The sequence below is a fragment of the Pedobacter psychrodurus genome (genome assembly GCF_004331735.1).
Lineage (GTDB): Bacteria > Bacteroidota > Bacteroidia > Sphingobacteriales > Sphingobacteriaceae > Pedobacter > Pedobacter psychrodurus.
Genome location: NZ_SJSO01000004.1, coordinates 157493 through 170641, shown reverse-complemented (window position 1 = coordinate 170641; position 13149 = coordinate 157493). Strand labels below are relative to the sequence as shown.

Annotated in this window: 13 protein-coding genes and 1 riboswitch; of the genes, 6 read left to right on the top strand and 7 right to left on the bottom strand. The window is 36.5% G+C overall.

The annotated features are described in order from the left end of the window. Window positions 1–192 precede the first annotated feature (192 nt). Window positions 193–942, top strand: a complete 750-nt coding sequence (locus EZ456_RS06025) for a phospholipase D-like domain-containing protein (protein ID WP_131528291.1) — start codon at window positions 193–195, stop codon at window positions 940–942. 63 nt (window positions 943–1005) lie between these two features. After that, window positions 1006–1320 (top strand): HPF/RaiA family ribosome-associated protein, encoded by a 315-nt coding sequence (locus EZ456_RS06020; protein WP_131528289.1) that lies wholly within the window; start codon window positions 1006–1008, stop codon window positions 1318–1320. A 114-nt stretch (window positions 1321–1434) separates the two neighbouring features. Here the strand turns inward: EZ456_RS06020 and EZ456_RS06015 are convergent, their stop codons facing one another. The 4 genes from EZ456_RS06015 to EZ456_RS06000 form a co-directional block, all read right to left on the bottom strand. After that, window positions 1435–2160: a menaquinone biosynthetic enzyme MqnA/MqnD family protein gene (locus EZ456_RS06015; protein WP_131528288.1), complete on the bottom strand. Its 726-nt coding sequence runs from the start codon at window positions 2158–2160 to the stop codon at window positions 1435–1437. 45 nt (window positions 2161–2205) lie between these two features. Then, window positions 2206–2832 carry a histidine phosphatase family protein gene (locus EZ456_RS06010; RefSeq protein WP_131528287.1) on the bottom strand — a complete coding sequence of 209 codons (627 nt, stop codon included), beginning with the start codon at window positions 2830–2832 and terminating at the stop codon, window positions 2206–2208. A 100-nt stretch (window positions 2833–2932) separates the two neighbouring features. After that, window positions 2933–4126, bottom strand: coding sequence for an aminofutalosine synthase MqnE (gene mqnE, locus EZ456_RS06005; protein ID WP_131528286.1), 1194 nt, complete (start codon window positions 4124–4126; stop codon window positions 2933–2935). A 496-nt stretch (window positions 4127–4622) separates the two neighbouring features. After that, window positions 4623–5117 carry a hypothetical protein gene (locus tag EZ456_RS06000; protein ID WP_225876478.1) on the bottom strand — a complete coding sequence of 165 codons (495 nt, stop codon included), beginning with the start codon at window positions 5115–5117 and terminating at the stop codon, window positions 4623–4625. Window positions 5118–5239: 122 nt separating this feature from the next. On the opposite strand from EZ456_RS06000, the gene EZ456_RS05995 reads away from it, so the two are divergent. Further along, window positions 5240–6355 carry a trans-sulfuration enzyme family protein gene (locus EZ456_RS05995; RefSeq protein WP_131528284.1) on the top strand — a complete coding sequence of 372 codons (1116 nt, stop codon included), beginning with the start codon at window positions 5240–5242 and terminating at the stop codon, window positions 6353–6355. 155 nt (window positions 6356–6510) lie between these two features. On the opposite strand, the gene EZ456_RS05990 is transcribed toward EZ456_RS05995, so the two are convergent. Continuing rightward, the gene (locus EZ456_RS05990; protein WP_131528282.1) at window positions 6511–7524 is read right to left on the bottom strand and encodes a hypothetical protein; all 1014 of its coding nucleotides are present in this window, start codon (window positions 7522–7524) and stop codon (window positions 6511–6513) included. A gap of 211 nt (window positions 7525–7735) precedes the next feature. Further along, window positions 7736–7846, top strand: a riboswitch (SAM riboswitch). A 264-nt stretch (window positions 7847–8110) separates the two neighbouring features. On the opposite strand from EZ456_RS05990, the gene EZ456_RS05985 reads away from it, so the two are divergent. From EZ456_RS05985 to EZ456_RS05975, 3 genes are all read left to right on the top strand, one after another. After that, entirely contained in the window at window positions 8111–9442 is a 1332-nt protein-coding gene (locus EZ456_RS05985) for an O-acetylhomoserine aminocarboxypropyltransferase/cysteine synthase family protein (protein ID WP_131528280.1), read from the top strand. 28 nt (window positions 9443–9470) lie between these two features. Further along, on the top strand, window positions 9471–10529 hold the full coding sequence (locus EZ456_RS05980) for a homoserine O-acetyltransferase family protein (protein ID WP_131528278.1): 1059 nt from the start codon (window positions 9471–9473) through the stop codon (window positions 10527–10529). 138 nt (window positions 10530–10667) lie between these two features. Further along, window positions 10668–11912, top strand: coding sequence for a homoserine dehydrogenase (locus EZ456_RS05975; protein ID WP_131528276.1), 1245 nt, complete (start codon window positions 10668–10670; stop codon window positions 11910–11912). 75 nt (window positions 11913–11987) lie between these two features. On the opposite strand, the gene EZ456_RS05970 is transcribed toward EZ456_RS05975, so the two are convergent. Then, a complete protein-coding gene (locus EZ456_RS05970) occupies window positions 11988–12332 on the bottom strand; it encodes a hypothetical protein (protein WP_131528274.1) in 345 nt (114 codons plus the stop codon). 2 nt (window positions 12333–12334) lie between these two features. Next, window positions 12335–13135 carry a type II toxin-antitoxin system antitoxin SocA domain-containing protein gene (locus EZ456_RS05965; RefSeq protein ID WP_131528272.1) on the bottom strand — a complete coding sequence of 267 codons (801 nt, stop codon included), beginning with the start codon at window positions 13133–13135 and terminating at the stop codon, window positions 12335–12337. Window positions 13136–13149 lie beyond the last annotated feature (14 nt).

The following is a 13149-nucleotide window of genomic DNA, read 5'->3' as shown; positions in this document are numbered from 1 at the left end:
CCATTATTTGAAAATGAAGGGTTCTGTTCATTTCGGATATCCAGTCCTGTCATCCGCTTTACTTCGTTGCACTCGTGTTCGCTCCTACCAGGTTTAGAAACAAAGTAGGCTTTATAAAATTTTCTTATTTAAGAAAAAACCTTAACTTAATCATTTTATTATCTAACGAAGCTAAATCTCAATATTTTATACATGTTTTACAATAATGCGCTTTGTGATATTTATATTGGAAAAGGGGCGGGTAAAAAGCTAATGGATGATATGAGGAGTGCAAAACATTCTGTCAAAATCATATCCCCTTACCTATCACCATACCTAATTTCAGAATTGATTAATCTAAAAGATAAAAATATTGATATTAAGTTAATTACTACAAATAATATAGAGGATTTTTATGGTGATCGTGAAAGAAATATCTATAAACTTATTATTCAAAAACGCAATAAAGATTTCGATAGACAAACAATTAGAAATAATTGGATTAAATTTACACAGACACTTTCAAACATCAGCTATGGACTAATAGCCTTATTGATTGTGTTGGCTTATTATTTCAGGGACATTAAAGTATTTCTAGGTTCTATACCTATTATTATTCTTTTCTTGATACGAGGTTGGTACAAGACAAAAATTAAAAACATTAAGATCTATTCTTACAGCTATAAGCAGCTATTTCCATTTAAAGTATATATGTCTAACGAGAAAACATCTCTAATCCACAGTAAAATATACTTAATTGATGATCAAATTGCCTATTTAGGATCATTAAACTTCACTCAAAGTGGGACTCAATTTAACCACGAAACAAGAATTAGAACAACGGATTTAAATGCGATTGAGAAAATAAGGAAGGAAATTGAAGATCTGTTTGAGAATGCTTATATACCAGCAGTAGATTTACAAACTTGGGGGAAGCAATTATATCTTGAACCGATTAACTAAAATTAAAAACGTTTTTCGAAGTTGTGTGTTACATTTATATAAATTTAACCTAATATTATAATTATGACGATCCAACTGAATACCGACAAAAACTTAACGATACACCAGGAATACGATGAAAAAATTCAGACACAATTAAATGAAGGCTTGAGCAGATACAGTGATTTAATTACACGCTTGGAGGTTCATTTGTCTGATGAAAATGGCAGTAAAGATGGCTTAGACGATAAAAGATGTTTGTTAGAAGCTAGAATTACCGGAAAGGACCCCATTGCGGTTTCAAATCTTGGCAATACTTACGATTTAGCAATTTCAGGTGCTTTAACCAAGCTAAAAAGCACACTCGAAAAAGTAGCTGGAAAAATGAAAACTCACTAGATTTCTTTTGCGTGGACGTCATTCCCGCGTAGGCGGGAATCTTAAAGCACCTATAGCAGGTGTATTAAGATTCACAATCAAGTTGGGAATGACGCTTGCTAAAAGAACCAAATTTTACAACTGCTCAATATACCCCAAAAACAGATTTAAGGCTTTCTTTCTGTCGTCGGTTACATCAAATTGAAGTCTGTGGTATAAATAATCTTCCAGATCAAAATTCAACACCTCTGGTAACTCTTGCAAAACTTCTTTTCTATGCGCCAAACCAAATTTTAAAGCCGCATTAAATTCATCTTTAAATTCCTGTGAAATTTCTTTGTTGGCCACCCAGGCAGCATACATAAAGGGTAATCCGGTAAAATTTTTCCATTCCTCGCCCATGTCATAAGCATAAGCAAAATCATCTTTTTTACTAAAGGTCCTATCGCCGATTAGAACAAAAGCATCCGTTTTTACAGTAGGATCAGTAGTAAACTCCACTTCCTTTTTCCAATGGAACTTCAGCAATACTTTGGCTAAATTGTTTGAAGTGCGCGAGTGGGTATCCAATCTCACCGTTTTAATATCCTGGGCAGGAACTTCACTAAAAATGAATACAGAATTTACACCTCCATCACTTCCGATACAATAATCGGCCACGATGTTGGCATTTGGAACTAAAGGAATAGCTGCTACGGGCATTAAGCCTATATCGACCTGACCATTAATTACTTTAGCTGCGCAATCTGAAGGGATATCTAAACTTAAATCAATTTTATTTATAATGTCCGAATGTGCTAATCCGTATATAAAAGCTTTGGTGTTGGTGTACGCAACAGCCGATATTTTAATCTTATTCAAGGTGTTATGTTAATGTTTTGCGTTGCGCGCTTGGCGTTAAGCGGATTATCCAATTACTAAACCATCTAAATGAACGGCACTATTAAATTCAAGAATGGTAAATTTTCCATCCTCAAACCCCATCTTATAAAGCACCGTATTCTGATGTGGAAATTCAGTCATTTCGCTCAATGGTTTGCCTAATAATAAACATAAGAAAACCCGCATTGCCCTGCCATGCATACACAGCAAAACTGTTTTTTCTTCAGGCCTGGTCATTAAAACTTCCATGGGTTGTTTTAAACGCTCATAAACATCCTGCACACTTTCGCCACCTTCAAAATGAGCAGTATAATCTCCATTCTCCCAGCTCAGTAACATCTCACGGAAAGCATCACGTGCATCTTCCGTATTGGGTTGTCCTTCCCAAACGCCCCAGGCCAATTCGTCTAAGCCCGAAAGTTTTTCCCAAGGTAGTTCAGCATCTATAAATTTTTGAACGGTTTGCCAGGTACGTTTTAAATCAGAAGTGTAAATCTTGTCAAAAGGAATGTTTTTATAAGTTTGATAAAAAGCCTCCGCCTGCGCCCTGCCTAAATCATTTAAGTCAGAATTTATACCTCTGCCCTGTACTATGCCTTGCCTATTGAGTTCCGTTTCGCCGTGGCGTATGATGTATATTTCTTTGACCATTAAAATGGGATTTTTAGGATTATAAGATTACACGATTAACGTTTATTATTTTTTTTTGGACTCTGCGAAAAGATCTTAAAATCCTATCATCATAACAATCCTAATTTACTACAGGTAACTTATAATATTGTGGTTTCTTTTCCTCCTCAAAAACTACGTTCTCGAAATCGGTAACCACATTATATAAAGTATCTCGTTCTATGGCTTTTCTACCCACTTGTTTTATCAGATTTACCAGTTCTTTGGTACTCATAGCAGGCGTTTGTTCTTCCGCACCAGCCATAGAGTATATTTTTGTGGTATCATCTAAAGTACCATCAATATCGTCAACACCATAATTCAACGATAACTGAGCTGTTTCGCGACTGATCATAGCCCAATAGGCTTTAATGTGATCGAAGTTATCCATGTAAATACGGGCGATGGCATAATTCCTTAAGTCTTCAATCACTGAAGATTCAGGCACATTACTCATCTGGTTATTTTGATTTCTGAATTTTAACGGGATAAAAGTCTGGAAACCACCAGTACGATCCTGTAACTCACGCAGTTTCTCCATATGATCTACGCGGTGCCAATATTTTTCGATATGACCGTAAAGCATGGTGGCATTACTGCGCATACCCAGTTTATGCCATTCTTCATGTATATCAAGCCATTGCTGACCAGTACATTTGTCTTTAGCGATGTGCTCTCTAATTTCAGGGTGAAAAATCTCTGCCCCTCCACCTGGTATCGATTCTAATCCAGCTTCTTTCATTAAACGCATACCTGTAGCGTAATCGATTTTAGCTTTCTTAAAAATATAATGATACTCAACTGGCGTTAAAGCCTTCACATGTAAATCAGGGCGATGCTGTTTAATTGCAGTAAACAAAGCAGAATAAAAGGCAACATCATACTGAGGAAGTACCCCACCTACAATATGTACTTCCGTTACAGGTTCGCCATCGTATTTTTTAACGATATCGAGCATTTGCTCCATAGTTAAGGCCCAGCCTTCTTCTTTTTGTTTGATTAAACGAGAGTACGAGCAAAATTTGCAGTCGTAAACACAAAGATTGGTAGGTTCTAAATGGAAGTTTCGGTTGAAATAAGTTTTATCACCGTGTTTCTGTTCGCGGATAAAATTTGCCAGAACACCAAGGTAACCCAGTTCTGCATGTTCGTAAAGGTAAACACCTTCATCAAAGGTGATGCGTTCTCCCTGAAGAACTTTGTGTGCTATGTTTTGTAATTCAGTTGATAAATTGGTATCAGCTAATATTTTTTCAACTTGGTCAGTTGTATTCATTCCTGATTTATTTTGAACAAAAATACAATAATGAGGCGATTTGAAAATCATTTTCTTGTAACAAACGGTGATTTAAGATAGCAATCGCAATAATTAACCACAGATCAGAACAGATAAACACAGATTTTGATTGTTATTGGGAGTTAAAAACTCACTTAACTATTATAATATTAGCCACGGAAACACGGGAAACCTCAGAAAGACAATTTCCTTAAACCAATATCCCATAAAAATCCTTCGAATCCACTAGCATTTACAAATTTTTAATAGAGTAGTCGTCTTTCCCGCGCAGGCGGGAATCTTAATGCAGGTGCTTTAAGATTCCCAATCGAGTTGGGAATGACGCCCCCAAGTAACCTAACATTTGCAGAAAATAGTCATTTATATTGATTTTTATACAACAAATTAACCCTCAGGATGATAAAACTAAGAGACGACACAAAAAAAAGCACCTCTTTTCAGAAGTGCTCTTGGGTATGTTTTTCAATGTTAAATATTATCTTGCAGCAGGCGTAAATGTTAATACGATGTTAGCAGTTTTACCACCAAATTCGATTGGCGATTTTAAGATCATTTGAGTGCTAGAAAGCTCAGTTAATACCAAACGGTAACCTTCTGTTACATTTTTAGCTTTATCGCCTTCAAATATTTTCTTAAACTGGAATGTTTGATCTTTAGGTGCAGCCGACCAGAAAATAGTCTGCATTACCGAACCACATGCACTAGAAGCAGGTAAAGTATAAGAACCATTACCGCTATTAGTTAAATTCCATGTACTTCCTTGGAAACATTTGTAAGATTTTTCTCCAAACAAGCCTTGTACAGCACCATCAGGCAATCCTTCTAAAGCTACATTACTCACTACCCATTCGCGAACCACTGTACCTCTGCTACCTGTTACACCTGCTGTTACTCTTTTTGCAGTATTACAACTTTGTAACATTACTAAAGTAGAACATGCTATTGCGATAGCTATAAATAATCTTTTCATTTTTGTTTAATTTAATTTCGTCAAACTTGTTACATAAATCTTGCCAAAATCATTACGAACCTTAAATTAGCGCCAAATTATTAAATTGCATCCCGATATTACTTCGATCAAAATCAATTATCATGAAACCCGAAACCCTTGCTATTCACGCTTCTAATCTTGTAAAAAGCACTACAGGCGATGTTACCCTACCAATTAATTTGTCGACAACATTTTTTCGCGATGAAGAAGGCGGCTATCCAGGTGGACATATGTATAGCAGGGTAAGTAATCCAAACCGGTCTGCTTTAGAAAACACTGTGGCTAAATTAGAATATGGCGAAGATGCTGCTGCTTTTTCATCTGGCAATACCTGTGGTATGGTTTTGTTTCAAGCTTTAAAGCCCGGCAGTCATATTATAGCCCCGGATGATATGTATTGGGGAATAAAAAAACAGTTGCTTACTATTTTTAACGATAGTTTGGAATTTGATTTTATTGACCAGACTGATTTAAACCTAATAAAATCGAGCATTAAGCCAAACACCAAATTGATCTGGATCGAAACTCCATCCAATCCATTATTAAAGGTTACAGATATCGAAGAAATTGCAAAGATAGCTCAAGCCAAAAACATCACATTGGCCTGCGATAGCACCTTTGCTTCTCCGATTTTACAAAATCCGATTTTATTAGGGGCAGATATTGTAATGCACAGCAGCACCAAATACCTGGGTGGTCATAGCGATGTACTCGGCGGAATTTTGGTTACTGCCAAAAAAGATGAGTTGTGGGAGAAAATCAAAAACATTCAGCAAACTGGTGGCGCTGTTCCTTCCCCCTTCGATTGTTTTCTATTAACCAGAAGCATTAAAACCTTAGCTTACCGCATGAAAGGCCACTGTGAAAATGGAAAAATTATAGCTAACTATTTAAACGGTCACCCTAATGTTGAAGCTGTTTTTTATCCAGGATTAGAAAGTCATCCACAGCACGAAATCGCTAAAAAACAAATGAAAGATTTTGGCGGAATGATGTCGTTTTTAGTTAAAGGTGATGTTGAATCTGCCCATAAAGTGGTGAATAAAGTTCAGTTATTTGCACAGGCTACCAGTTTAGGTGGTGTTGAGAGTTTAATCGAGCACCGTTATTCGGTAGAAGGACCTGATAGTAAAACACCTAAAAACCTACTCCGGATTTCTGTAGGTTTAGAGCATGTAGATGATATTATCGCTGATTTAGCGCAGGCATTGGGGTAAAAAGAAAATCCTATAAGCTTTTTTAAAACCTTATAGGATTTATACAAGAAATTCAGAAAAGAATGATCGTCATTCCCACGCAGGTGGGAATCTTAAAGCGTTATTGCATTACGATTCCCAATCAAGTTGGGAATGACGACTACCAATTTAATAACTTACTTAGGACTACAAATCGTAGTCAACTTAGCAGAATAATTTGCCTCCAACGGTTCATTAGTTTGTGCTAAACGTTGCGATCCTGTATTAGCTGGGCAGGCAATATCACCGGCAGCATCATATATTAATTTTGTTCCATTTGCCATTAATTCTTTTGGTACGTAAACCTGTACTTTGGTGATTGAATAACCAGAAGGAAAATAACGTACATAATAACCATCAGGATGTTTGGTCCAGATACCGCTTGGCACATCACTCCTAGGTGGTGCCATACCCGCTATAATGGCATATTTCTCCATATCGGCATAGGTATAATTTCCTGAAGCCACTAATTGACGGATATTATTTTCAGCTTCAAAAACAGCCCTCACGCCTGCAGGCAGTTGGTCTTTAGCTTTTTCCATTACATCGAAAGGCAAAACACCTAAAGCACCCCCCTCTAATTGTGTAAGTTGTTTTGGCGTTAATAATTTTACCGCAGTAAGTTTTACCTGTCCGTTAAAATCGGCAAATTTAGTTCGTGCAATAATGGTCCACAATAAAGCCTGAATATCATGTTGTTCTACATCAGTGTGTTTCTCGGCACTTTTGAGTATAGAAACCACAATTTCTTCTTTCGGACCTAAAACGGGTGCAAACATATAACCATCGCCTTTTGATGGAGCAAAAGTTCCAGCTTTTAAACAGTAGCTTTTATTGGTCATTTCATACAGGCCTTCGCAAAGTACAAAACCACCTTCTGGATTTTTAGGCAGTAAATATAAAGGTTGGGCTTTTATTTTTAAGGAAGTAATAAAATCAGGCATTTTTTCGCCTTCTCTATTTACATCTTCAAAGTTAGTGGTAATGGCAGCTGGCTGTTTTAAAAACTTGTCTACTCCTAAAGCTTTAGCACCCTGAGCAGTGCCTACCTTTAATAATTTATCTTTTAAACCTCCAAATTGAGCGTTTACATTATTTAAACAAGCTATAGTAAATAACAGGCCTAAACATAGGGATTTTGTATTTTTCATCATGATTAATTTAGATAGGTACTACAAACTTAGAACTTTAAGCGTTAATTCATTATTAAAAATTCATATTATCATCGCATCATAAAAATACACAATTCATTTTCAATGAGTTAATATAAATTCGAAATTTTATTTTGTGGATTAAAATTAAATTCAGACATTTGAAATATTATTTGGCAGAAAGCTAAATAAAAGTCAATCTTCACAGGTTGATTTATAAAGAAGTGGCGAGAGACTGGCTCGATGACCCACTGGCAACCCTCAGAAAGAGAAGGTGCCAATTCCTGACCGGATAACATGGTGTTATTTGGAGATATAAATTAGAACTGATGAAAACATTAAATCTTCAATCGCTAAGCGAACCCAGTGCAAACCTTCAAAAGATAGAACAAGCCTCTATTTCTTTTATTTGTTGCGATATGCGTGCGGTTACTTGTATGTGCTGTTGCATACAGTAATTTAAAAATCTTCCTTTTTTGTTTTTTTCAAATTGGAAGGTCCCGGGAAACCGGGATACGCCCTGTTAGGTTTTAGGATAATCCTAATTTCTGCTATCTAATCACATCAATAAAAAAAAATAGAAATTATGTCAACATCATATAAATTTGAAACTTTACAATTACACGCTGGTCAGGAAATAGATCCTACAACAGGATCAAGAGCTGTTCCAATTTACCAAACCACTTCTTATGGATTTAAAAACGCCGAACATGGCGCTAATTTATTTGCACTAAAAGAGTTTGGCAATATCTACACCAGGATCATGAATCCAACCAATGATGTTTTCGAAAAACGTATTGCCGCTTTAGAAGGTGGTGTAGCTGCTTTAGCCGTAGCATCAGGGCAAGCAGCTCAATTTATTGCGTTAAACAACATATTGGAGGCTGGCGATAGCATCGTTTCTTCATCTCACATTTACGGCGGAACTTATAACCAATTCAAAGTTGCTTTTAAACGCTTGGGTATACAGGTCGATTTTGCAAATCCAGATGTACCTGAAGAATTTGAAAGCAAAATAACCGATAAAACAAAAGCAATCTTTTTAGAAACCATTGGCAATCCTGCATTTAGTGTACCTGATTTCGAAAAAATTGCCGCAATTGCAAAAAAACACGATCTTCCTTTGGTGGTTGACAATACTTTTGGTGCTGGAGGTTATTTGTTTAAACCATTAGAACATGGCGCCAACATTGTTGTAGAATCTGCAACGAAATGGATTGGTGGTCATGGAACCAGTATTGGCGGCGTTATAGTTGACGGCGGAAATTACAACTGGGGCAATGGCAAATTCCCTCAATTTTCTGAACCTTCAGAAGGTTATCATGGTTTGGTTTTCAGCGATGTTTTTGGCATCGGTGGACCATTTGGCAACATCCAGTTTATCATCCGTGCCCGTGTAGAAGGATTAAGAGATCTCGGACCTGCCCTATCACCTTTCAATTCTTTTCTTTTATTACAAGGATTAGAAACTTTATCGCTGCGCGTTCAACGCCATGTAGATAATGCACTTGAATTGGCCACTTGGTTAGAAAATCATCCTTTGGTTAAAGAAGTTCAATATCCTGGCTTAGCCAGCAGTAAATATCACAACCTGGCTAAAAAATATTTAAGCAATGGTTTTGGTGCAGTTTTATCTTTCGAATTAGCTGGAAGTAAAGAAAAGGCAACGCAGGTAATTGATAACTTAAAATTGGTGTCGCACCTGGCCAATGTGGGTGATGCAAAAACACTGATCATTCAGCCTTCAGCCACAACACACCAGCAATTAAGCGAAACAGAGCAATTAGCTGCAGGTGTAAAACCGAATGCATTAAGGGTTTCGGTAGGCATTGAGCATATTGATGATATTAAAGCCGATTTCGAACAAGCGTTTGCAAACATTAATGCTACAGTTCCTTCAGAGAGTTTACAAGCCTAACCGTTAATATTCCGAATACAACAAAACAATGAGTACAGCATCAACATATCATTATAATAAACAATTCAAATTAGAGAGCGGGAAAAAGATCCGCAACCTGCAGATCGCTTATCAAACTTATGGTAAATTAAATGCAAATAAAGATAACGTAATTTGGGTTTGCCACGCACTTACCGCAAATGCGGATGTTTTTGAATGGTGGGAAGGTTTATTTGGTGAAAATGCTTTGTTTAATCCAGAAGACCATTATATCGTTTGCGCTAACGTATTGGGCTCGCATTATGGCAGTACAAATCCTTTAAGCACCAATCCCGTAAACGGCTTACCTTATTATCTTTCGTTTCCACAGTTCACCATTCGTGATTTGGTATCAGCACACCAGTTATTGGCAGCGCACTTGGGTATCGATTATATCAAATTATTAATTGGTGGTTCTTTAGGTGGGCAACAAGCTGTTGAATGGAGTATTTCGGAGCCTAATAAAATTGAAAACCTGATCTTGATTGCGACTAATGCGGCGCATTCTCCCTGGGGAATTGCTTTTAACGAAAGTCAGCGTTTGGCCATTACTACCGATAGAACTTTTTATGCGAACCAACCAAATGGTGGCAGCAAAGGTTTAAAAACAGCCCGTAGTATTGCACTTTTAAGTTATAGAACCTACAGTGCTTATGGCAGTACACAGGTAGAAAGTGTAAACGATAAGACTGACAACTTCAGGTCGTCATCTTACCAGAATTATCAGGGAGAAAAACTGATCAACCGCTTTAATGCTTACAGTTATTATTATTTAACCAAAGCAATGGATAGCCATAATGTGGGCCGCAACCGCAAAAGTATTGCCGATGCACTAAAACTAATTACTGCAAATACCTTGGTAATTGGCATAGAAAACGATGTACTGTTTCCATTGTCAGAGCAAAAATACCTGGCCGATCATATCCCAGGAGCAGAATTTAGCGCCTTGCATTCAGATTATGGCCATGATGGATTTTTAATCGAAACAGATGCCTTGACTAATGTAATCGGAAACTTCATTAAGGAAAGCAGGAATAAAAAGATTATCAAATTGCAGCACACCGCTTAGAAAGGTAGAAGGTTAGGGTTTAGGGTGAAAAATAAAGAGAACAGCTAATATCTGTACTATCAAATTCAACAAAAAAATAATATAAATAAATACAGTTAATAAGTGTAATCCATTTATCTGTGTAATCACTTTAAAAAAATGAGTAAGAATTTAAAAATCGGTTTATTTGGTTTCGGTGTTGTAGGGCAAGGTTTATTGGATATTATCCAAAGCCAGAACCTGAACCTGGAGATCATTAAAATCGCGATAAAAGACCCTAGAAAGAAGCGTACCCTTAATAAGGATCTGTTTACCACCGATCGCAACGAAATACTGAACAATACAGAGATTAATACGATTGTAGAATTAATTAATGATGCTGATGCTGCTTACGAAATTGTAACTACCGCATTAAAAAATGGTAAAAATGTGGTATCTGCAAATAAAAAAATGATTGCTACGCACTTGAAAGAGCTTGTAGATTTACAACAAGAACATGGTACTTCTTTATTGTACGAAGGAGCCGTTTGTGGCAGTATTCCAATTATCCGCAATTTAGAAGAATATTACGATAATGAATTATTCCATGCTTTGAGCGGGATTTTTAATGGCTCGTCTAATTACATCTTATCGAAAATATTTAACGAGAACCAAAGTTACGACGCTGCATTAAAAGAAGCACAGGATTTAGGTTTCGCGGAAACCGATCCGATTTTAGATGTGGGAGGTTACGATCCAAAATATAAACTGGCTATTGCTACAGCACACGCTTATGGTTTATTTGTAAATCCTGATGCTATTTTAAATATCGGTATACAGAATCTTTCTAACCACGACATTAAATATGCGCGTGAGAAAAACTTTAAAATTAAGTTGGTTCCTACGGCACGTAAGGTGAATACAAAAGACATTGTGACTTATGTACTACCGAAACTGGTGGCTAAAGATGATTTTCTTTACAATGTAGAAAACGAATACAATGCTGTTGCAGTTCAGGCAGCTTTTGCTGATAAACAGTTTTTCTACGGTAAAGGTGCTGGAGGCCACCCTACTGGTGCTGCTGTACTATCTGATATTGCGGCTTTGCGTTACGATTACCGTTACGAGTACAAAAAATACCACTCAGAAAACGGTGTAAAACATACTGAAGAAATTTTATTAGAAATTTACTTGCGTTATGCAGATGAAGATCTGATTACACTATTGGATTTTGATAATATCAGCGAACGTTATGCTGCAAGCAGCTATAAATATGTGGTTGGAACGGTTAAACTAGAAAGTTTAATTAAAAACCGCGACTTGCTTTTGGATGAATCTGTTTTTGTGGCTTATACAGGCCGACAGATTTACAAACAAGAGGAATTGAGTGAAAATGTTTTTGCTCAGGAGTTGGCAAGCCTGTAATATATTTTTAAGGTTAATTTTTTTATTTGTTTTGTTGTTAAGTACAAAGGTCGGAGCGAGTCCGACCTTTTGCGTTTATTTAAAATTTTCAAGTATCCGTTGCTTATCTTCATTTTCCTTATCGTTTTTATGGTAAAGCTCAATGAAAACAATCTTTTTTTCTTCGGCAAAGTACGCGTAAATTAACCTCAGGCCAGAGTTTACTCCTCTACCTTTCAGACTATCGCAGGTAATTTTTTTAACCTTAATTACACAAGTGGAAATACCTAAATTATCTATCTGAAAACTGAAAGGGTTTCGCTCATCAGGCCTTACCCTCAAAATAATTTTAACATCTTCTAAATCGGAATGCAGACTGCGATACCGTTTCAAAAGCTTTTTTAGATCCTTATCAAACTCGTTTAGTGATTCGAAAAGCATAATTAATCATTTTCCTCTTCATCATAGACCCGAACAGAATAAGGTAGTTCCCGATAAAAAGCTAAGTTATAACTAATGTCCTTTCCTTCTTCAGTAACTTCCCAAGGTAAATCCTTATGAGAATAATCGCTTATGGCTGTAGCCGACCAATCGCTCATCTGTTCGATAACTTTATCTATAACATCTTTTTCACTGGCTTTAAACGTAGTTAAATCAGCTTTCTCCATGGGCAGGTAGCGCTTTTGTGGAAATCCTTTGTATTCTGTTTTAATCCGTTGAAGTTGATTTGCATCTATCATTTGATTAATAATGGAATCTAGCTTTTGAGGAACAGGACCGTAAGGTAATTTTTTGTACTTAGCGCCTGTTAAATGCTCTTCATACAACTCGTAGTAATTAAAATCAGAAAAATAAAGAAGCTTATATAGAACGGTTTCACCAACATTAGGTTTACCTGCACAACGTTCCAAAATATAAAGCAGAACGTTTTTAAACTTGTTAATATTCAAAATTGGAACAGAAATACGTTCCACTATAGCATCATCTGTTGTTTCTTCAGGCAGCTTTAAACTTTGATAAGTTAGAAAATCTTTAGTCATAAAATCATCCAGAGAAAAACCCAGGACCATCGATAGCCTCTGCATTTCGCTCAAGCTAACTACTCTGTTCCCTAATTCTATTTGTGTTAAGGACGGCCTTGAAATCGAAATGCTTTTTGCTAAATCTTCCTGAGAGAAACTCTTCTTTAGGCGTAGGCTAGCTATTCTTTCGCCAATTTCCTTTTTTGATAGTTCGTATCCCATAAATCAAAGGTACA